At 38.8% G+C, this 21,670-nt stretch carries 21 protein-coding genes; 13 read left to right on the top strand and 8 right to left on the bottom strand.

Translation table 11 applies throughout. The features are described from left to right. The first annotated feature begins 1 nt into the window (after position 1). Positions 2-1,021: an alpha/beta fold hydrolase gene (locus KI375_RS13995; RefSeq protein WP_212974094.1), complete on the top strand. Its 1,020-nt coding sequence runs from the start codon at positions 2-4 to the stop codon at positions 1,019-1,021. A gap of 83 nt (positions 1,022-1,104) precedes the next feature. On the opposite strand, the gene lexA is transcribed toward KI375_RS13995, so the two are convergent. Beyond that, entirely contained in the window at positions 1,105-3,543 is a 2,439-nt protein-coding gene (gene lexA, locus KI375_RS13990; RefSeq protein ID WP_212974093.1) for a transcriptional repressor LexA, read from the bottom strand. Positions 3,544-4,105: 562 nt separating this feature from the next. Here lexA and KI375_RS13985 point away from each other — a divergent pair. The 4 genes from KI375_RS13985 to KI375_RS13970 all read left to right on the top strand — a co-directional run bounded on the left by KI375_RS13985 (position 4,106) and on the right by KI375_RS13970 (position 7,987). Further along, the gene (locus KI375_RS13985) at positions 4,106-4,711 is read left to right on the top strand and encodes an NADPH-dependent FMN reductase (RefSeq protein WP_212974092.1); all 606 of its coding nucleotides are present in this window, start codon (positions 4,106-4,108) and stop codon (positions 4,709-4,711) included. A gap of 19 nt (positions 4,712-4,730) precedes the next feature. Further along, entirely contained in the window at positions 4,731-5,918 is a 1,188-nt protein-coding gene (locus KI375_RS13980) for an NAD(P)H-dependent oxidoreductase (RefSeq protein WP_212974091.1), read from the top strand. Between the two features lie 270 nt (positions 5,919-6,188). Next, a complete protein-coding gene (locus KI375_RS13975) occupies positions 6,189-7,121 on the top strand; it encodes an FAD:protein FMN transferase (protein WP_244852633.1) in 933 nt (310 codons plus the stop codon). A 104-nt stretch (positions 7,122-7,225) separates the two neighbouring features. Next, positions 7,226-7,987 carry a SurA N-terminal domain-containing protein gene (locus KI375_RS13970; RefSeq protein ID WP_212974090.1) on the top strand — a complete coding sequence of 254 codons (762 nt, stop codon included), beginning with the start codon at positions 7,226-7,228 and terminating at the stop codon, positions 7,985-7,987. Positions 7,988-8,086: 99 nt separating this feature from the next. Here KI375_RS13970 and KI375_RS13965 read toward each other — a convergent pair whose 3' ends face one another. The 3 genes from KI375_RS13965 to KI375_RS13955 form a co-directional block, all read right to left on the bottom strand. Then, on the bottom strand, positions 8,087-8,410 hold the full coding sequence (locus KI375_RS13965; protein ID WP_212974089.1) for a nucleoside triphosphate pyrophosphohydrolase: 324 nt from the start codon (positions 8,408-8,410) through the stop codon (positions 8,087-8,089). Between the two features lie 83 nt (positions 8,411-8,493). Further along, positions 8,494-8,862, bottom strand: coding sequence for a VOC family protein (locus KI375_RS13960; protein WP_212974088.1), 369 nt, complete (start codon positions 8,860-8,862; stop codon positions 8,494-8,496). After that, positions 8,853-9,353 (bottom strand): DinB family protein, encoded by a 501-nt coding sequence (locus KI375_RS13955; RefSeq protein WP_212974087.1) that lies wholly within the window; start codon positions 9,351-9,353, stop codon positions 8,853-8,855. Before KI375_RS13955 ends, KI375_RS13960 begins: the two co-directional genes overlap by 10 nt. Before the next feature lie 42 nt (positions 9,354-9,395). Between KI375_RS13955 and KI375_RS13950 the strand changes: the two genes are divergently transcribed. The 5 genes from KI375_RS13950 to KI375_RS13930 all read left to right on the top strand — a co-directional run bounded on the left by KI375_RS13950 (position 9,396) and on the right by KI375_RS13930 (position 14,272). Continuing rightward, positions 9,396-9,569 carry a YbbN family protein gene (locus KI375_RS13950; protein ID WP_212974086.1) on the top strand — a complete coding sequence of 58 codons (174 nt, stop codon included), beginning with the start codon at positions 9,396-9,398 and terminating at the stop codon, positions 9,567-9,569. Between the two features lie 102 nt (positions 9,570-9,671). Beyond that, a complete protein-coding gene (locus tag KI375_RS13945) occupies positions 9,672-10,700 on the top strand; it encodes an aspartate-semialdehyde dehydrogenase (protein WP_244852631.1) in 1,029 nt (342 codons plus the stop codon). Positions 10,701-11,033: 333 nt separating this feature from the next. Continuing rightward, the gene (locus tag KI375_RS13940) at positions 11,034-12,047 is read left to right on the top strand and encodes a LacI family DNA-binding transcriptional regulator (RefSeq protein ID WP_306419824.1); all 1,014 of its coding nucleotides are present in this window, start codon (positions 11,034-11,036) and stop codon (positions 12,045-12,047) included. A 54-nt stretch (positions 12,048-12,101) separates the two neighbouring features. After that, complete coding sequence (locus KI375_RS13935; protein ID WP_212974083.1) at positions 12,102-12,890, top strand: glycoside hydrolase family 16 protein; 789 nt, start codon at positions 12,102-12,104, stop codon at positions 12,888-12,890. Between the two features lie 44 nt (positions 12,891-12,934). After that, positions 12,935-14,272: an ABC transporter substrate-binding protein gene (locus KI375_RS13930; RefSeq protein WP_212974082.1), complete on the top strand. Its 1,338-nt coding sequence runs from the start codon at positions 12,935-12,937 to the stop codon at positions 14,270-14,272. Between the two features lie 152 nt (positions 14,273-14,424). Here KI375_RS13930 and KI375_RS13925 read toward each other — a convergent pair whose 3' ends face one another. After that, entirely contained in the window at positions 14,425-15,333 is a 909-nt protein-coding gene (locus KI375_RS13925) for a LysR family transcriptional regulator (protein WP_212974081.1), read from the bottom strand. 186 nt (positions 15,334-15,519) lie between these two features. Here KI375_RS13925 and KI375_RS13920 point away from each other — a divergent pair, with 186 nt between their 5' ends. After that, complete coding sequence (locus KI375_RS13920; protein WP_212974080.1) at positions 15,520-16,407, top strand: DMT family transporter; 888 nt, start codon at positions 15,520-15,522, stop codon at positions 16,405-16,407. A 428-nt stretch (positions 16,408-16,835) separates the two neighbouring features. On the opposite strand, the gene KI375_RS13915 is transcribed toward KI375_RS13920, so the two are convergent. Both KI375_RS13915 and KI375_RS13910 read right to left on the bottom strand, forming a co-directional pair. Further along, positions 16,836-17,300 carry a phage tail protein gene (locus KI375_RS13915; RefSeq protein WP_212974079.1) on the bottom strand — a complete coding sequence of 155 codons (465 nt, stop codon included), beginning with the start codon at positions 17,298-17,300 and terminating at the stop codon, positions 16,836-16,838. Positions 17,301-17,314: 14 nt separating this feature from the next. Next, complete coding sequence (locus KI375_RS13910) at positions 17,315-17,794, bottom strand: GyrI-like domain-containing protein (protein WP_212974078.1); 480 nt, start codon at positions 17,792-17,794, stop codon at positions 17,315-17,317. A 97-nt stretch (positions 17,795-17,891) separates the two neighbouring features. Here KI375_RS13910 and KI375_RS13905 point away from each other — a divergent pair, with 97 nt between their 5' ends. Further along, positions 17,892-18,854: a helix-turn-helix transcriptional regulator gene (locus tag KI375_RS13905; protein ID WP_212974077.1), complete on the top strand. Its 963-nt coding sequence runs from the start codon at positions 17,892-17,894 to the stop codon at positions 18,852-18,854. 426 nt (positions 18,855-19,280) lie between these two features. On the opposite strand, the gene KI375_RS13900 is transcribed toward KI375_RS13905, so the two are convergent. Next, entirely contained in the window at positions 19,281-19,904 is a 624-nt protein-coding gene (locus KI375_RS13900) for a lysozyme inhibitor LprI family protein (protein WP_306419823.1), read from the bottom strand. Between the two features lie 166 nt (positions 19,905-20,070). Here KI375_RS13900 and KI375_RS13895 point away from each other — a divergent pair, with 166 nt between their 5' ends. After that, the gene (locus tag KI375_RS13895; protein ID WP_212974076.1) at positions 20,071-21,630 is read left to right on the top strand and encodes a helix-turn-helix domain-containing protein; all 1,560 of its coding nucleotides are present in this window, start codon (positions 20,071-20,073) and stop codon (positions 21,628-21,630) included. Positions 21,631-21,670 lie beyond the last annotated feature (40 nt).

Raw genomic sequence — 21,670 nt, 5'->3', positions numbered from 1 at the left:
AATGGATTATGAGATTTTTAATTTGGGTGACGTAAGTTTGCAATCGGGAGCGACGTTGCCGAATGCATTTCTCGCTTATAAGACCTATGGCAAATTAAATGAAAAGAAAGATAATGTTATTATTTATCCAACTGCTTTTGGTGACCAACATGTTCAGAATGAATGGTTGATTGGAAAGGGCATGGCATTGGACCCGCAGAAGTATTTCATTATCGTTCCAAATTTACTTGGCAACGGGTTATCTTCATCTCCCAGTAACACACCGCCCCCATTCGACCGAGCTAATTTTCCCCAGGTAACCATCTATGATAATGTCCAATTTCAGCAGCGGCTAGTGACCGAAAAATTTAGCATTCGAAAGATTGCACTCGTGGTTGGATGGTCAATGGGCGGCATTCAATCATTCCAATGGGGAGCAAGTTATCCTGATATGGTGGAACGAATTGCCCCTTTCTGTGGAAGCGCAAAGACTTGGCCGCAAACTTATGTTGTTCTGGATGGAATGAAAGCTGCACTTATGGCGACAATTGGCTTCGATACAAATAAACGTAACCAGTTGACTTCTACAGATATGCGTGCTGTAGGCTGCGTGTATGCGGGGTGGGGCGTATCACAGTCATTTTACAGAGAGGAACTTTATCGTGAGCTCGGATTCGACTCATTAGAAGCCTTTGTGGCAGGCGTTTGGGAGAAGAGCTTTATGGAGATGGACCCGCATAATGTCATGGCGATGTTATGGACAGGGCAATTTGCCGATATTAGTGCAAACCCAACCTATAACGGAGATTTCGATAAGGCCCTTAAAGCTATTAAAGCCAGAGCCTGCATCATGCCTGGGAGTACAGATCTCTTCTGTACAGCGGATGAAAACAAATACGAAGCTAAGCATATACCAAATGCTTCCTTTCAGCCTATCGAGTCGATTTGGGGGCATTTTGCTGGTCGGGGGATTAACAGGGCAGATAATAAATTTATTGATGACAACTTAAAACGCTTGTTGGCACTTAGTGCAGAGGAATAGGTTATCGTGAGCTCTAGGCTGCCTCTTCAAGAGCTAATAAAGGTGCCAGGTCAAAAACAATCTCGACCTGGCACTAATAGATCTTAGCCTTTCTGCAAAATCCCAATGACTTTACCATTAATAAACACATCATCAGCATTCATTTGGATCGGCTCATAATTTGTATTTGCAGGCAGTAATAAAATGGTACTACCCATCGGCATATATTTCTTTATGGTTGCTTCTTGATCAATAACGGCAATGACGATATCCCCACTGTTCGCTGTCTGTTGGCGATGAACGATTGCGGAGTCTCCTGGTTGTATTCCTTCATCGATCATACTGTCGCCTGTTACTTGTAACACAAATGTCTCCTCGGGCTGAATTACCCACTCTCTTGGAACATAGAGTGAATCTTGGTAATCCTCCACGGCCTCTATCGGGATACCAGCTGCTACATTCCCTATGATTGGTACTTGAATCGGCTGCTCAAGGTCTTGAATTAGTTCAGTCGCTCGATCTTTAATTTCAATGTCTTCAAGATCTTCTTTATCTTGTAGATAATCGTATTCTTTATTATTTCGCAAGTTTCTATAAATGTTTTTATACTTTGTTTCTGGTAAAAAGCTTGGCTGGCACTTTGGTATATCGTTGACTTCCTCGCCATTGCGATCAATGATCATGATATCGACACCATCCGTCACTACACCGTATTGGACATGATGAGAAGTATTCATATAGCTAATCAGTTGTTCCTTTGCATCAGCAATCCCATCACCAAACTTTTTTGTCTCCACAAAAATATAAGGCAGTTTTTTCCCATTGATATGAATCATCACGGCAATATCTACGTAACCACGCTTGGAAAATTGTTGTACTCCAAATTCTACCTCAAGAAGAGACTCGGGGTACTGGAAGTGAGTGGTTAGTTGTTGAATCATCCACTGTCGGATCAGTTCCTCTTTGCTGTTTACATCCATAACCTTATCTGAAAATTTATACTCAGCTATAGCGACTGGCTGAAAAGGTCTAAAGGCTGTATCTCGATTAAATCGTAATAAGTTTGGATCAATTTCCTTCAGAAACTTGGAAGCTGCTTTCACCGCACTCATATATAGCAATTCATTCGCACGTGTCATCCCTACATATAACAATTTTCTTTCTTCAGTATGAACGGTTTCTTCATCTTCAACCTCGACTTGAGCGGTATTAGGCAAGACACCATCATCTAAATGTGCCAGGAAAATGACCTTGAATTCTAGCCCTTTGATCGAATGCATTGTGACTAAATTCACCGCTTCTTTTGCAAAATCAGGCTTGCGATCATGCAAAATTTCGGTTGGAATTCCTTCCCTCTCAAGACCTATAGCAATATCATCAATTAATCGTTTTTCCTTTGCGACAATACAGATATCCTCTAATCGATACTCTTGCTTTAATTGATTAATTTCTTGCTTGAAAAATTGTAGCTGGTCCTCATTGGATAAAAAGAAACGATAGATTGGTGCATGTCCATGTCGATCGATCAACGCTGGTTTGACGTAATCGACGTTTCCCATGATTTGCTCATCATGTTCGATAAGACCATAAGCAGCTTTCGAGATTTCGGTTGTGGTTCGATAATTTTTAGTTAATACACGTGCCTTTCCACTCATATCATAGCCAATCGTCGTATAGGCTCTTCCTTTTCCTAACCATGAATGGGAATAGATGCTTTGGGTATTATCCGCTACAAATGTAATGGAACCGTATGACTTATCAGCGTAAATGGCTTTTAAAAATTGCAATTGTACTTTCGTTAAATCTTGGCTTTCATCAATAATAATATGTGTGTACTTCTTTTTCCCAACCTCTTGGGCTTGCTGCAACGCTAGTAAATTCATAGTTTTAAAATCTACCAATCCTTTTACTTCGAGTAACTGATCATAACGTTCTTTTAACTGAAAGATGGCCTTTCTCGTCTCGGAATTTTTCGTTAACTTTTGCGGTGTATTTCGACCCCCAGTAGATCTTCCAACTCGATCGATTTGCTGGTATGTGGCTTCATCTAGGATCCCACATGATTTGATCCAAGAAATTTCATCTAGCAAAAAGCGATTATATTTACGAGAAAGTAATTTTATATTCGGAAATGTTTCTTGCAATTGATCTATCGCTTGTTCGATGGTTGCATATATGGTCCGTTGGTCGTTAACAATTTTAAGGTCAAGACTATAGCGCTTTAAATAGCCGATAAAATGACCATACATGATCTGATCGATGGTTTTAATGGTGACATCCCGATTGCCAGTTAACCATGTAGCAATAGCGCCTTTTTCCTCATCCTCAAGTTTCTGGAATTGGTATTGAATATAGTTAAGCAATGTTTTATTGAATGTTACAAGCAAAATATGATCATCATTATCTAAACAATAATGCGTTTGCAGAAACGAAATTCTCCGTATCGCCACGGTTGTCTTGCCTGAACCAGCTACACCTTTAATCAACATATGCCCATTTGGCTCCAGCTCCACAATCTTTCGCTGCTCGACATTTAACTTCATCAGTAAATACCTCCAACAACAGGATCTTTTCTTTTAGATACAGGCAGTAAGCTCACCGACTTACAGGTACGTAGATCCCCGATCTATTCAAACTAACATTCAGTGGGGATAAAAAGAATTCCCCTGAATGAAGTTTCACTTTATCCTTATTTTACCATAAGAGTGCGCAGTATAAAGGGAAGTGCTGATTTGTTTATGTAATTCTCCTGAACCCCTTGTACATATGATTAAAACGTATTATAATAAGTATGTGATAAACATCACAAAGTCTAATTATCGGCCCTATTTCTTCCGCTTGTTATTTTTGATTTTATAAGTTTTTCCTAAGAGGTTGAGGGAATATTGCAAGTAGAGGTATCTCCCGTCATGATTACCAGTAAGTAATTTTAGTTAGGGAGGGTATAATGCTTAGCAACAAGACAGGTGAAAATGAAATATAATAGACTTAAGAGTCGGAATTTTTGCAGTCTTGAGTTATGAAGGCTTGAACGCCAGTAGGGCGGAAGGAAAAATATGTTTTTTGAGTCTTGTTATGCACATATTACTGGAAAGGAGCAATAAAATGATGAATTTACTAGGTATAGTTGGCACAAACTCTGATCATTCTACGAATCGCCTTTTGCTGCAATTTATTGAAAAACATTTTGCTGATCAAGCGAACATTGAGATTTGCGAAATAAAAGATTTGCCAGCTTTTAATAAGCCGAAGGACAGGAAGGCACCTGATGAGGTTCAAAAGCTTGCAGATAAAATTACTGAAGCAGACGGAGTGATTATTAGTACTCCGGAATACAACCATTCCGTGCCAGCGATATTAAAAAGTACGCTAGAATGGTTGTCCTATACGACTCAGCCACTTATTGATAAACCAATTATGATCACTGGAGCTTCATATGGGAAATTAGGTTCTTCCCGTGCCCAAGCCCATTTAAGGCAAATATTGGATGCACCGGAATTAAAGGCACGCATTATGCCGAGTTCTGAGTTTTTAGTAGGGTATTCATTACAAGCCTTTGATGAAGATGGTCATCTTAAGGATGAACATAAAATAGAAGAACTTGAAGGGATCTTTCAAGACTTTATACATTTTGTTGAGATCACAAATCAATTAATTGGAAAGAATCATTCCCAGAAAAAAGTCCAAAAGTTTTCATGGGAGGACAAATAGTTAATTAGGAGGCCTACAGATGAAAATCGTTGGAATCGTTGGTTCAAATGCTGATTTTTCATATAATCATCAATTACTAAATTTCATTGCGAATCATTTTAAAAAATTGGTTGAAGTTGAAGTTTTGGATATTAAAGATGTCCCCATGTTTAACCAATCAAATGATCAAACAGACAGTGCACCGATTCAATATTTAAATGAGAAGATTACTGAAGCGGATGGTGTTATTATTGCCACACCGGAATATAACCACTCTATCCCATCTGCATTGCAAAGTGTTATAGAATGGTTGTCATTTAAAATCCATCCTCTTGATGGAAAACCTGTGATGATTGTTGGGGCGTCTTATGATGTTCAAGGATCTTCACGGTCACAATTGCATTTGCGACAAATACTAGATGCCCCTGGTGTGAACGCTGTCGTGATGCCAGGTAATGAATTTCTGTTAGGAGAAGTGCATAAAGCCTTTGATGAAGATGGACATTTAAAGGATGCGCAAACAACTCAATTTTTGGAAACCAGTATTAAAAAATTTATTCGTTTTATCAATGTTGTAAATGTGCTAGATGCACCTGAAGGGATGAAAGATCTTTCAAGCAGTGAGGATTTATATGCTACTGGATCGATTGATACCACAATTCAGGATATTGACATGATGGCCGATGACTGGGTGGAACAAGCTGCTGAAGCGACTGGGGCAGTGGATGGCAATACGTATGTGAAACTGGATCGTGGTATTTTGACAGTGAATCAATTAAATCACTTTTTAAAATCCATGCCCGCGGAATTAACCTATGCGGATAGCAATAACCAGTTCTTGTACTACAACCATAAGGATGATGCTGAAGACATGTTTGCCTCTCGTCGACCAGAACAAGTCGGTTATCCATTAGCAGAATGTCATCCTAAACAAGCATACAGTGGTGTGGCTTGGGTGATTCAACAATTACGCAAAGGGAAAGAGGATGTAGTCAAAACCCATGTGCCAACACATGGACCAGATAAGTTTGTTGTTCATAACTATCAGGCCATTCGTGATGAAGAAGGCAATTATCTTGGGATTAATGAATATGTACAAGATATTAAGCCGATTATTGACTGGTATTTAGAACAAACAGGACAACAGTTAACAGGCGGGGACGTTGACGCCGTATCGGGAGCAACATCAAAAGTTGATACCGTGTCAGGTGCGACTGCTAAAGAATAACAAGTGGGAACAAAAAAGGGATAGTGAAGACAGCGAGGCGTATGGCCGGCCACTGAAAAAGTCTGTATTTGGAATGCCTGGTCGGTCCCATACCTCGGCTTCTCCGCCCGATTCGGAGGAAGTTTGGCCCGATTAGTTCAGAATACCGCCTGATTTAACGTAGATTTGTCCGATAAATACTTTGCCTTCCGGACGGGAAATGCGTCCACAGTCCCACTTTAATTTATAGATTTGTTTTAAAGCAACCTTCAGTGCGGAAGGGGGATCATCATGCAAAGTCGTGAAATACATATGATGGGGACAATTATCCAATTATCAGTTCAGCATAAGTATGCAGATTTTGTTTTGGATGAACTAATTATTCAATTGAAAGAATATGAGCAACGTTTTAGTGCTCATGATCCTACCTCTGAATTAATGAAAGTGAATAAAAATGCAGGCATTAAGCCGGTGAAAGTACATCCGAATTTGTATGAATTAATTAAGATTGGAAAGAAACATAGCACGGCTGCAGGTAGTTCTTTAAATATCGCCATTGGTCCGCTTGTTCAAGCTTGGCGTATTGGCTTTGCAGATGCTCATGTTCCCTCAGAAGACAATATTCAATCTCTACTTCGTAAAACGAGTGCTAGTGATATTATTCTGGATGACCAGGAGCAAACCGTTTTTCTAAAAAATATAGGAATGTTTATTGATCTAGGCGCTTTAGCAAAGGGGTTTATTGCTGATCTTCTTATCCATGATTTGGAGTCTATGAATGTTCAGGCTGGTTTAATCAATTTAGGTGGCAATGTCATGACCTATGGAAATTCTCCAAAGCATGAGGATGGTTACTGGAGAGTCGGCATTCAACATCCTTCTCTTTCACGTGGACATTACATCGCGATTTTAAAAGCATTTAATCAATCCGTTGTGACCTCTGGAATATATGAAAGGAAATTTACCACTAATGACAAAACATACCACCATATTTTGGACCCCCATACGGGATATCCAATTCAATCAGAAATTGCCGGATTAACGATTGTTTCGAAAAAATCAGTTGATGGAGAAATATGGACAGGTCGATTATTTGGACAGTCGCCTGACCGAATCATTGAGACATTAAATCAAGTAAAAGATGTAGCAGGAATAGTCGTGACGAATAATGGTGAGCTTTATTATTCGGAATCTCTTGGACCATATCTAATGGAATCGAAGTAAACGCTGCTAACACGATTCAGAAATGCGCTGGAAAATCCCAACCCTTGTTATTTCTATTGTGTATATGTTAGACTGACAAAACACGATAAAAAAGGGAGGTTCCTATGAAAAAGACTTGGTTATTAATGCTATCTTTTGTACTCATGGCTGGTATCCTTGCCGCGTGTGGGGATAAAGATAAAGGACAAGAACAAGGACAAAAACAAGAAACTTCCGAAGACAATGGCAACGAACAGGCAGAAATGCCAGAACCTGATTTGGAGGGTATTCCAGATGTCGTAGCTAAAGTGAATGACGAAGAAGTATCGAAAGAAGACTTCGAGGAGATGTATCAAAGTCAATTTCAACAACTAGTCATGCAAGCGCAAATGTCTGGACAAGGCGTAGATGACCTCGATCAAGATCAATTAAAAGAGCAGGTTGCCGAAGGTATGGTTGGACAAACCCTGCTTATTCAAGAAGCAAATAATACAATTAAGAATGTCTCTGATGATGACATCAATAAAACCATAGACGAAGTAATGGCACAATTTGACATGGAGTCTAAAGACGAACTCCTTAAGGCATTTAAAGAACAAGGCATGGATGAAGATGAAGTCATGTCACAGATGGAGACACAAGTGAAGCTTGACCAACTAATCGAGAAAGTGTCTGGAGATACTGAACCATCGGAAGAGGAAATTAAAGAAGCTTATGAAGGTGTGAAAGCACAACAAGAAGAAACAGGCGGCGATCAAGAATTGCCTAGCTTTGAGGAAATAAAATCACAGATAGCAGATCAACTAAAAGAATCGAAGCAACAAGAAGCAACCCAGAAGTATGTGGCTGAACTCCGCGAAGATGCAGACGTCACGATTAACCTATAAGTTATCAAGTGAAAGGCACTTGCTTGCCCCCTTCAGTGGGGGTGAGCAAGTGTTTTTTACTGTTTCAAAAACAAGCAGTCCAATGCAACGGGCCTGTCTCTAGTCTTCCACTTCAAGCAAATAAATTTTCTCTATAAAACTTCCGCGGTTATCTGCTTTTTCCTTCCGTATTTCTTCTACGTCATCTATGGAAGCCCCATGCTGATGGGCAAGAGTATGAAGTAACTCCAATACATCGGCAAGTTCCTCTAGTGCATCTTGGTCTGTAGCAGCCTCTTGATATTCATGTACTTCCTCATTCAATTTCTTTCTTAATTCCTCTATATAGCGCTCATCTGTAAGTATTTCTGTTTTTAGTCTTTTTCCTGAGTTTTGAATTATTTCCGGGATACGGTTACGGACTAATTTATTATATATGGGCATGTTCGGTTCTCCTTAAGATGTAATCATGCATCAAAAAAGTAGTGGCGGAATAGGAGCTCAAAAGGCTTAGACTGCGGTTACCTTTATTGTGAACTCCATACCTCGATAAAATTCCCATCCGGATCGTAGAATGAAAAGGATTTGCCTTGATAGTCAAAAAATTCCCCGACTTTTATGCCTTTATCAATGAAATACTGATACGCAGCTTCTGCATCATCAACCATAAATCCGTAGGATGACTGGAGTGCTCCATTCGGGTAGACAAAATGGGAATGAAGCTTGTCTTCATTTTGCTGAAGTAAGATTCTTACGCCTCCTTCATTTTGCAATTCAACATAAAACGGATCTCTTATCATGACTTTGAAACCTAAATGTTCCCCGTACCATTCTATAGAACACTCGTAATTGCTTACCGGGATGGTCAAATAGGTTGATTTAGGTGTTATTCCCATACCAGATCTCCCCTCCTCATTTTTGCAATATAAATGATTTGCCCTGTGTGACTGGGTAAATGTCTGAATTGGTGAAGAAGCATTTCTAAAATGGTAGCTTGATTATTTAAGGCATCGTTGAACGTTGGAAATTTTAGATATGGTTGCTCCAGTAACCTTTCAGGATTTGCTTTCATGATCTCAAGAACTTGTATGGTGCAGTCGTATGATTTCTTAGAAAGCTCTAATGCTTGCGCTTTTGACATTTGCAGACCACGTTCAAATTCTCGACTCCGATCTTGGATTGATGAAGCACCGAAGTATGCGGTTTCAAACCATTGATGGACAGTCCCCGAAATGTGTGCTACCAAATTAGCAATGCTATTACTCTCGGGTGTAGGAGACCATACAATATCCTCTTCCGACAACTGCTCAATTACCACGCGAGTCCATTTCTGATCTGCCTTGTATTTCCTTAAAAGAAGGTCAATCATCATAGTTGAACTGTCCAACCTCCACTCTCCTCCCATATTTTTCTTTAGGATACCAAATGTATGTTCGTTTGTAAAGACAACGGAGAAAGATTGTTAGTGGAGATGGAAAATTGGGATATAATAAAAAAATCAAAATTATTTATCCCGTTGATTATTGTCTTTAAAGATGGTACTGTGAAGGGCAATCATGCGGGCGTCCTAGATAAAGGGGAGTTGTATCTCTATTACCTTTAGCGACTAGTATTCCCGTAATCTATGATTTAAAAACCGCCCAATGCAAACGGATTAATAATGCCGTTTTGCACCTTGAGCTAAATGAAAGGAATGGCAATAATTATGAAAATTGCAATTGTTGGTGTAACGGGTGTAGTAGGTCGTTCAATGATCAAAGTTTTAGAGGAAGATAACATTACAGCAGATTATTATTTGTTTGCGTCTGCGAGAAGTGCAGGGAAGAAAATGAAGCTGTTAGGAAAAGAATTAACCGTATTGGAGCTTTCAAAGGCCAATGTCGAGAAAGTAATGCCTGATTTTGCGCTGTTTGCAGCTGACGATGGTGCAATAACATTGGAATACGTCCCCTTTTTCGCTGAACTTGGCTGTACGGTAATAGATAACAGTAGCGTGTTTCGTCAAGACCCGAATATACCTTTAGTCGTTCCTGAGTGTAATGAGAGGGACGCATTGAATAATAGAGGGAGAATTATAGCGAACCCCAATTGCTCCACAATTGGCGCCATTGTTGCACTTAAACCACTGGATGATGCCTTCAGTATCAAGCGGGTAATCTATTCAACTTATCAGGCAGTTTCAGGCGCAGGTCAAACGGGCGTAGACGATTATCAAGCCGGCTTCAACGCCTCAAAGATAGTCAACGGTCATGTTTCGGTCGACAAACATGAGTTGCAAGGATCTCCATACCCAATCTTTAATAACCTCATTCCACAAATCGACAGCTTTCTCGATAATGGAAACACGAAAGAAGAGGAAAAGATGATAAATGAAACACGCAAAATTCTTCACAAGCCCAATCTTGCTATCTCCGCAACTACTGTTCGCGTACCAATTGAAAACTGCCACAGTGTCAGCATTAACGTTGAATTCGAAAAGGGATTTGAAATCAATGACGTTAAAGAAATTTTAAAAAAAGCCCCTGGTGTTATCTTCTATGATGATGACAAATATCCCATGCCAATCCTTGCAAACGGACGTAACGAGGTATTGGTCGGTCGTGTCCGCATGGATCACAGCCATCCTCATACAATCAACTTGTTCACTGTTAGTGACAACACTCGTAAAGGAGCTTCAGTGAATGCTGTGCAGATTTTAAAGCTTTTCTTGCGAGGTGATGTAAGAGTCGTATAGAAACCTGGGTATTGCAAGCAGAAATATTTCGGGAAGCAATTAAATTATGATTCAATAGGCTGAGACATAACTAAAATGCTAAACCTCAAAGACGAACAATGTATTGCTTTAGCGAAGTATATCTTCGAAGCGGGTATATGAATCTAGTAATTTGGCTTTGTCTTGTGTGAGAGCACTTTTGTCTCAGCCTCATGTTACATTTTGTCGTTAAAAATAGAAAATTGACATATAATGAAAAAATCAAAATTATTTATTAATTCTGTTGATTATTTTCTTTGAAGATGGTACTGTATATTCAACAACGAAACCCATTTCGTTTTAAAGATGAGGTGTATGGATTTGCCTACAATTTATGATGTTGCCTTAAAATCAGGATTTTCAGCAACGACTGTTTCTAAGGCCTTTAATGATTATCCCGATATTAGTACTAAAACCAAAAACGAAATCTTAAAAGTAGCAAAGGAAATGGGCTATCTCCCCAACTCACATGCGAGGACTATTTTAACAAAGAAATCATGGACAGTTGGCGTTCTCTATTTAGAATCCTCGGGAAGAGGGATCAAACACCCATTTTTTAATGCAGTTATTGAGGGTTTCAAAGAAAGTATGGAATCTAAAGGTTATGACCTAATGTTCGTTTCAAAGGATATTGGAAACGGGAAGTTTAGTTACTTGGAGCATTGCCAGTTTAGGAGTATTGACGGCGTTATCATTGTTCACTCTGATTATCATAATGAAGATGTACAGGAATTACTTAGAAGTGATATCCCGTGTGTTTTAATTGATATGGAATCAGAACACGGTAGCACAGTTTGCTCAGATAATTATCGCGGTGGTATTGAAGCATTAGACTATTTATATTCTTTAGGGCATAGAGATATTGCCCATATTTCAGGCGGAGATGACACTTTTTCCGGACCGAAACGGAGAGAGGGATTTACACAAGCGTTAAAGCAATATCGATTACCGATCAGAGCGGAATGGATCGTTGATGGGGGTTATTTTACTTATGATAGTGGGTATCAAGCGATGCAAGCACTGCTGAATTTAGCAGAGAGTCCAACGGCTGTTTTTGTTGCTGGCGATTATATGGCTCTTGGCGCGATACAAGCTATTAAAGATCGTGGTCTTCGAGTTCCTCAAGACATTTCTGTTATTGGCTTTGATGATATTGAATTAGCTCAATATACTACACCAAAGTTAACGACGATTAGACAGAATACGAAGTGTATAGGGGGGAAGGCAGCTGATATTTTAATGGAGGCTATTGATAGTAAAGAAACGATTTCCATGAATATGATTCCTACTAAATTAATAGTAAGAGAGTCGTGCCAAAGCATCAAATAATATTTTTTGCCCTTTAACGAAATGGGTTTCGGTTTTAAAGGAGGAGGCTTTAAAGTGAAGATAAACTCAGAAAAAATCATAAATACGAGTGTTTCTCAGGATGAATGGAGATTGGTCTGGTCAGACGAATTCGATGGCGATGAGATCGATCAATCGAAGTGGACCCAAATTGAAGGAGGAGGTGGTTTTGGGAATAATGAGTTGCAGTTTTATACGGATCGAAAAGAAAACGCTTACCTAGAAAATGGAAAGCTAGTTATTCGCGCATTGAAAGAAAACTATGAAGATAATGCCTATACCTCAGCAAAATTGATAACAAAGGGAAAGGCCGAATGGACGTATGGCAGATTTGAAGCTAGAGCTAAAACGCCAAAGGGTCAAGGAATTTGGCCAGCTTTTTGGATGATGCCGGTTGATATGGTGAAATATGGGGAATGGCCTAGCAGTGGTGAGATCGACATTATGGAGTTGATCGGCAGCGCTCCTAATACAGTTCATGGAACGTTGCACTATGGTCATCCTCATACGTACACGGGGCAAAGCTATACTCTTAGCAATGGAGATTTCTCCGCAGACTATCATATTTTCGCATTGGAATGGACACCTACTGAGATGCGATGGTTCGTTGATGACAAACTTTATGCGAAACAAAGTACGTGGTTTTCTCATGAAAAAGGAAAAGAGCAAGAACCCTTCCCGGCGCCATTTAACAGAGCATTTTATTTACAATTGAACCTTGCTATTGGCGGGAATTGGCCAGGAAACCCTGATTTAACGACTGTCTTTCCAAAAACGTTTGAAATTGATTATGTCCGAGTGTATGAGCCTGTTTCTGATTTTTAGTCGATCTTATAAAAAAATAAATAAAGATAAGTGAGGAGATGCAAATGAAGGTTTTACAATGGCGGATCATTATTTTACTCGTATTACTGAGTTTTTTCGTAGCGGCCTGCTCTTCAAGTACTAACAGCCCTGAAGAAAGTACAGAGAATGAACAGAATGCGGAACCAGAACCAATTACTTTAAAATTCCTCCATTCTCATGGTCTTGATGAAGAGGGATTTAATAAGGAATATAAAGATCCAATCGAAAAGGAGTTCCCTTATATAACGATTGAACGTATTGACTCTGGTGATCTGTCAGAGGTAATTGCAAAAGGAGAAATTCCTGATATTTATTTTGTTGAAAACCCTATCCACATCATGAACAAATATGTAGAAAATGAATTAGCAATGGATATGTCCGAACTGATAGATAAGCATGATTTTGATTTAAGTCGAATAGAACCAAATATTTTAGCTGAACATCGTGCTTATTCCGATGGAAATTTATATACGATCCCACTATCACGGGGGATGACTGCTTTACATTATAACAAGGATATATTTGATCTATTTGGGGTTGAATATCCAACAGATGATATGACTTGGGAAGAGGTTATTTCATTAGCTGAAAAAGTAACCGGTGAAAGAGATGGCGTACAGTATCACGGGTTACAGCCTGCTTTTCCAAATATGTTATTAGAACAACTTGAGCTTCCTTTTGTTGATCCAGATACGGATGAGTCAACGATTTTGAGTGATGAGTATGGGGATGAATTTGTTAGAGTTTTACAAACGATGGAGCAAATTGCCAGTATTCCTGGGAATATGCCAGAAGAGAGTCCAGTCGACACATTTCTGTTTGACTGGGGAGAAAGATTTATCAGTGACCGTAATGTGGCAATGCTCCCACTTTGGCAATTAATCGAGTGGTTTTCCAGTGATGATACAATGAATTTTGATGTAGTGACTTACCCTGAATGGGAGGGACGCCCAGGGATTAATCGTCCATCTCTCGCCTACAGTTTAGGGGTCACGCAGACGAGTGAATATCCGGATGAAGCATTTAAGGTAATTGCCTATTTACTTTCTGATGAAAAACAGATGGAGTGGGCGAAGATGAGCCAGGCATCTTCACTAACAGATCCTGCGATTAATGAGCATTTATTCGAACAATTAATTAATGAACGTCCTTCTGTTGGCGATCTCAATCTACAAGCATTAACCAAACAAACACCAGCAGCAGGAAATGAACGTTATTCTATATACAATATTTTGGCAGCAGATCAATATCAACCAATGCTCCGAGAGTTAATAGAAGAAGGTAAGGATATTAACACAGTCTTGCGCGAAGCAGATGAAGAGATAACGATTTTACTAGAGGATGAAAAAGCAAAGAAATAGAGGGTGATTACTAGTCTTGCATGACTTAGATAATAATGGACTAGATGAGAAAAACTCCTATTGTAGAGATCTACAAAGGAGTTTTTGCCTTTTGAAAAATTTCCTCTTCAAATGCTTAAGTCACTTGGTAACTTCATGCAAAGGCTCCAAATTCAAGAGTGTTTATCTCGATTTGCTGCTTGTTCCGTGATTTGTGCTGCCGTTTCAATAAATTGTTTTACTAAAATCGATTCATCATCTGTTCGCCAAGCAAGGCTCATCTCGATGCGGGGTGAATCCTTCTGGATGTTTAAGTAGGAAACGTCCCATAGATGAAAGTTTGAAGTTGATTTTGGAACAATACTCACTCCTAGTCCTGAAGCAACTAAGCCTACAACAGTCTGAATTTCCTTTACACTTTGGCGGATAGTCGGACTAAATCCCGCCTGATTACATTTGGACAAAATATCATCATACCAACTTGGCCAAATCTCCCTTTCCACAAGAATAAATTGTTCTTTACTTAATTCGTTCATGGAGATTGCAGTATGTTGCGCAAGAGGGTGAGTTTTTGGCACGACAGCCACACATGTTTCCTGCTGAATCGAAAAAAGCGAGATCGTTGGGTCAAATACTGAAGGTCTGACAAAACCAATATCAATTTCTCTATGGTGAAATGCTTCAATTTGTTTGGGTGTCGGCATTTCGTATAGTACTAGATCGACATTGGGAAATTGTTCTTGAAATCCCCTTATCACAAGAGGAAAAATGTCGAAAGTGGCAGACCCTACAAAACCAATCGCAAGTCGTCCCACCATTCCCTCTGCGGCTCTTAAAGCAAGAGCCTTTGCTTGTTCTAATTGGGTGAAAATCCCCTGTACTTCTTGTAAGAAAATTTTGCCCGCATTGGTTAGTTCTACATGGCGTTTTGTTCTTTTAAACAATGTAACACCAAGCTCTCTTTCTAACTGTAGAATTTGTTGACTCAAAGGAGGCTGTGTTATTTGTAAGCGAATGGCAGCACGTCCAAAATGTAATTCTTCTGCCACAGCAATAAAATATTTAATCTGCCTTAATTCCATTTTTCTCACCTTTTTGAGAAAGTTTGCTAGTCGCTAAACGGACGCTTGCGCTTTTGTTATTAAGTCGTTTTACGAATGAAAACTTCCATAAATATATATTAGACACTTATTCATTCTTATTGTAGAGTTTTTTAAGAAGAAACGAAAGAAGTTAGATCTATTTAAAGTGAGGAGAAAACCGTCTACATGTATATTTATATGGTTATTTTATGTATAATATGGGGTTTTAATTTTGTCATCATGAAGCTAGGAAATGGTTTTTTCCCACCTGGAGAGTTTGCGACACTTAGATTTTTAACGGGGTCAATCGTATTGATTCTTATATGTGTATTGAAAAAAACACCTGTACCCCATAAATCTGATTTAAAGTGGCTTATTTTATGCGGATTGCTCCAAACAGCTTATTTCAATATCGCAATTCAAATCTCACTGAATTATATTAGTGCAGGTCTAACCTCGGTATTGACCTACAGTATGCCGCTTTTCTTATCTCTTATGGCTCATAAATGGATTCCTGGAGAACGCCTGACAACCAAAAAGACAATGGGCATTGTGATCGGGATTATTGGCTTATTTGTAGCGATGGATATTCAATCTGGCGGATCTATCTGGATTATGCTGCTGGGTTTGAGTTCTGCCATTTCCTGGGCTATAGCTAATTTGATTTTTAAAATAAAATTAAAACACAGCGACAGCGTGCAATTTACGACATGGCAAATGACGATCGGGACAATTGGATTATTTCTGTATACTTTATTATTTGAGCATGGAGAATCTCAATGGGGAGTTATGCCTGTCGTTTATATTCTGTATTCTGGTATTGTTGCATCAGCGCTTGCCTTTGTGATGTGGAACTATATTTTACGTCAAACAGAAGCTAGTAAAGCGTCAATTTCTTTATTATTTGTGCCGATCATGGGGGTTATTTGCGGCTATTTATTTTTAAATGAAAATTTAAGTCTCATAACATTAGTGGGAATTTGTCTTGTGCTAGTAGGAATTCGCTATGTTAACAGTCCAAGCCCGCCAAAAAAACCTGCCAAGATATCGGATCAAATGGATCAAGCACTCTAGCTGCTAATTCGATGGCACTGTTTTGATTTTTGTAAGCGAAAAGAGATATAATGGAACGAACGATAAAGTTGCTTATGAAGGTGAATTTATGACCAAGCCTAATAAAAATACCAAAAAAGCAATTGTGCTTGCTACAGTTGCTGCCGTAACTATTGCTGGAATAGTTGACTTAAAGTATAAAGGACTGCTTTACCGACTGTTAACGTACAAAAGTGCCAGACGCTGAAACCTTTATCCAAAGGCTAGGTGAGGTCTCGCAGGAAAGCGAGGAACCTCACCTAGCCTTTATTGATATCGAATACTTAAGAGAAATACTAAAACTAGTAAAGAATTGAACTGCTGGATGAATTGAAATTCCTATTTAAGTGATCTCTAGATAAGGTCATGTTCAGATGTGCTTTCCCCCGGCATATGCACTTTAGCTTACTTCAATATTCTCCTTTAATAACAAAAAATGAGCCACGGATCGTTCCAGCAAGTTTAGACTTTTGCCTAGCAAATTTAAACTTCTCCGCCAATTCCTTTGGGATATCCATTCCCTCTGAAAGCTTAAAACCAACGGCTCGTTTTTTAGGATTGTCGACTGTATACATGACGTTGATCGCAAGACCATCCTCATAAAAGACGTAGGCAAATTTGATATTTTCCACTTGAAAGCGTGATGTTTCTAAAGGTTTGGCCGCAAACTCAATATCTCGTTCTTCCTTTAAAATTTGATTTACATAATCAAGCGTCTCGCTGGACTCGCTAGCGGGTACAACCGTAAATTCATGCTTATATTTGTTCATAAAGTAACGAGCTTCATTTGCTCGTAAACCAGCAAGCGCTTCTGCTACAGGTGAAGATTCCACCCCAACTGTAGACACGTTTTTAAAATCAACGATATAGGACATCTCAATTCCTCCTTTTATTTCCTAACAACTGGAATCCACATTTCACCAAATACCAAGCCATCTCGTTGTTCCATCTCAACTGTTGTATTTGGACCGCCAACATAGGCAAAATCCTTTGCTTCTGGTAAGGCTTGACCAAAGGCAATGCCTGTCAGCCTTTGACTCAGCTCCTCACCGGTTTGTCCTTCGCCTTTCACAACAAGGTATTCTCCTTGTGGAAATTGGATAAGCCTTGTTGCTTCTGGTAGCGATGTCTCTGTCATAACACCAGCATAATGCATCATCTTGTTATTGACCGCTTCGTTCACGGAAAAAATATAATTATTTGTCGCTATCGATTTTAAAGTATCAAGTCTGCCATCTTGTTCGACAGCCTGCCAAAATTCTGCCTTTTCCTTGTTTATGCCAGCAAAGTCTGTGTAGTCGCTTTTTAGCTCTGTTCCAAAACCTAAAACGGTAAAGCTGTCTTTTTCTACTATCGTATAATTTGTCATCTTCAAAACCTTCCTTTTTAAAAAATTTGTTTTTTCACTTGATGAGTTTATAATAAACCTAAATCATGTCAAAAAATGATACTGTTTAGGAGTCGCGATGAAAAAAGTTGAACGAATTAATATTATGATGCGGTATATCAATAACCGCGCCCACTTTACAATTTCTGAAATCATGCGAGAATTTAACATCTCTCGTTCGACAGCTATTAGGGATATCAGAGAAATTGAAGCTATGGGGATGCCGCTTGTCGCTGAAGTTGGCAGGGACGGAGGTTATTCCGTTATGCATAACGCCGTCCTACCTGTAGTGCGCTTTACTGATAACGAAGTCAAGGCTCTTTTTATTGCCTTTATGGCGACAAGAAATCAACAACTTCCTTATCTAAAGAGTCGGCAGTCATTAGCTGAGAAATTACTCGGTCTTATTTCAGAGAACCAGCAAGAGACCCTTGTTCTTTTAAATCAAATTTTCCTTTTTGCTGGGACCAATCCCAATAATCCTGACTTACTTGAGCTCTCAGATCTTCCACATCCCATGTTAGAACAATTGATTCAAAGCCTGCTTGTGGATCGTTATTTATCGGTGACCATCGAAGAAGGGGAAGCCCAAAAGTCTTATTCCATCTATCTCTTGCACCTTTATCAAGAAAAAGGCCTCTGGTTGATTGAGGGCTTTGATTTAAAAGAAGAGAGGAAGGGGATTTTTCCTGTTGATGATCTCACTCATGTCGAACCCTATACGTCAAAAAAAAGATTGAGTAAGAAAAAGATCTTAGAAAAATTAAGTAAACAGGAAGAAGTAACCAACCTTACCCTCGAACTTGGTCCAAAAGCAATTGCCCAGTTCAAAAAGTACCATCCTGTAAAAGTTTCCCTTTCTTATACGAATCCATACCAAACAGCAGCGATTTTAAAGACTTTTATTCATGTAAGCAACCCTGAAGAGGTGACTGAAATGACGAACTGGCTTCTTTTTTTAGGTGGAGATATAAAGGTCAGGAAGGTGCCAGAAGAAGTCTTAGCAGGTTCGCAAGAGCGATTGAGCTTATTCCGTCCATAAGCATATGTTTTGAGCGATTTGGGAAATTGTAGCATTTGAGAGTGATAAGGATAGCAGGAGGAAATTGAAGAGGGGATAATTGTATATAAGGAGCATCTAAGAAGGTCGGGACATAAGTATTTTCACCAAGGAACTACTAGTGTGTTATTATGTCCCAATTCCTTCTAATTCTTTCTTTTTTCTAGATATATCCAACTATAATAAATTAACCAAAAAACAATTGGAACTAAAAATACATAAAACCAATTTCCTGGTGGAAGACAAAATAATAGAAATATGCCTATTATTAATGCAAATGGCAACAAAACAAAATATTTCCTTTTATGCATTTTATGGCACTCCTTTTTTGATAATATACCATGAGAATTTACTACTGGATATCATAAAATGTACCATAGTTTACCCTTAGAAAGTTTTAATGAAAAATTACTTCATATAGTTTTCCACTAATTCAAAGCATCTTTCTTCTGTAAGATCGTTCTCAACTTTTACATATTCTAACTGCTCCGTTGTCCCACCTTCATATTTAAGAGAGGCTTCTTTGGCAGTTTGATCACGGTTATCTATCCATTCACGTTGTTCTTCTCTAAGTTGCTCCATTTTCTCGGCAGGAAGCTGCTTCTCTAGGACTTCATAAATTTCATTTAATAAACCGTCCCAAATATCGAATGCATCTCCTTCTACCTTTTTCATAGCGATGGTAGTGTCGTCTATAGGATTTGCCCGCATCTCATCCACTTCGTTTTTCGCATCATTTACTTTCTGGAGAAATTCTTCCTTCAGACTTGCTGCAGTTTCAGCAGACGAGTCTTCTTCATTGTCTGATGAGGCGACTTCTTCGTTTGCAGTATGATTGTCGTCAGTGTTGGAGGCATCGTCTGTTGAATCTTCATTAGCAGAATCGCCCTCTGTGTTTTGCGATGACTGATTCTCTTCAGACTGATTTTCCGAAGCAGCATTAGAGTCATCAGATGAGCTTCCACAGGCTGCCAATAAAATAACGAATATTAAAGACATCGCCATTAACATTTTTCTATTATTTTTCATCATCTAGCCCCTCTTGTAGTAATATTCCTTATGTTGTTTCCCATAAATTTCCTCACCAAACAATAGTACTTTTAATTACAGTAATTGTAAAACAACCGGATTGTTCTTTACCAAGGGCGTCGTTCGTTGTATCTTTAAGTAACAGATCATAATCAATTAGGTGAGGATAATGAATATACAACAACATACGTATGCTGTAGATGATGTCGAAGTAAGTGGAGAAAATAAAGTAATTGAACATGATACGGCGAGTATCATATATGTCGCAGAGGGTGAAGTCGAGGTAATTGTAGATCGTCGTACATTTTCCTTAGTTAGTGATTCATTACTTGTAATTCAGGCACGTACGCAAACTCATATTAATGTGTTACATGGGGAATACATTATTGTGTGTTTTCAAAATTATCATTTAGTAAAACAAGGATCCCAGTTAGTGTATGAGGTGGATCCCTTACGCTTCATACATGAATTTATTTACTACCAAGGTGTAACTCAATCAGTTGTAGATGCTTTTGCGGTATTGCAGGAGAGCAATACGATATATAACTTTCAAACGCTGTTACTACAAATAAATAAGGTATACGAAGGGTATGAGCGTAATGGAAAGCAACCTGCTTTTGAAGAAGTCCTTCAGTATATTAAAAAGTATGCACATCATCCTTTAACTCGTGAGCTTGTTGCCAAACGATTTGGCTATAATGCTAATTATCTTTCAGATAGCTTTAAAAAAGAAGTTGGCTGGGGATTCAATGAATTATTAACGCATATTCGTTTAGAAAAGGCTAAATTATTATTGCTCGGTTCTACATTAACCATTCAAGAGGTTGCTAAAAAAGTAGGCTACCAAGACAGCTTATATTTAAGCCGCAAATTTAGCCAAAGGATTGGAATGGCTCCGAGTAAATTTCGAGATCATACCCGGCTAAAGAATATTGTCACATTGCAATTTACGGGTTCATTACTTGCGACAGGAATGGAGCCTAATGCTTATTTGTCTGCCTATTACAATGTTCCTGAATTGCTGCAACCCTATGTAGAGAGCGCCATTCCGTTGTCTAATAATTGGGTGAGAGAAGAGATCGAATGGGATGATAAAAAACCTGATTTAATTATTGCTTCTGCCTATGAATATCCGAATAAATCTTACATTCGTCATTTAGAAAAGATTGCACCAGTTGTTGCCTTAGAGTGGAATAAATATGATCGTTTAGAAGAGGTGCGTATGATAGGGGACTTAGTTGGTCGTCGGGAACAGGCAGAACTGTGGATCGATCGCTATACACAAAAGGTAAAGGAAGCGAAATATAGATTAAAGTCCATTATGCAACCAAACACCACTGTAGGTGTATATGAATTACGTAACCATGGTCGTGTTGGAATTTGGCGTCCAAGCTCGAGAGGCGCGTATAACATTTATAAAATGTTAGAGTTAAAAACGAATATATATATTGAAAAAGAAGTGTTAGAGCCTAATCAAGGGATAATGATTGAAGAAAGTGAATTACCATTTTATGCTGCAGATGAGATGTTTGTTATTGTTCATAATAAAGAGCAAGAGCCTCGTCTTTCTAACCAGGTTTGGCAAAGTTTACCTGCGATGAAACGGGAAAAGATCCATATGTTACGACTTGAGGATTTTTGGGCTAGTGAAGGTGTAGCTCTTGAAGAACAGCTGATGATTCAGATGGATTATTTACTCGGAAAGAAAAAATCTGATATTTATCTATAAGGAATGTATGAGAATTGTCTATAGTAATTTAATAATGAAC

Origin of the sequence: Bacillus sp. J14TS2 (genome assembly GCF_018333015.1) — a bacterium.
In the GTDB taxonomy this organism is placed as follows: domain Bacteria; phylum Bacillota; class Bacilli; order Bacillales; family Bacillaceae_C; genus Lederbergia.
Note: the sequence above shows the minus strand (reverse complement) of the source record. Positions and strands in the feature narration are given on the sequence as shown.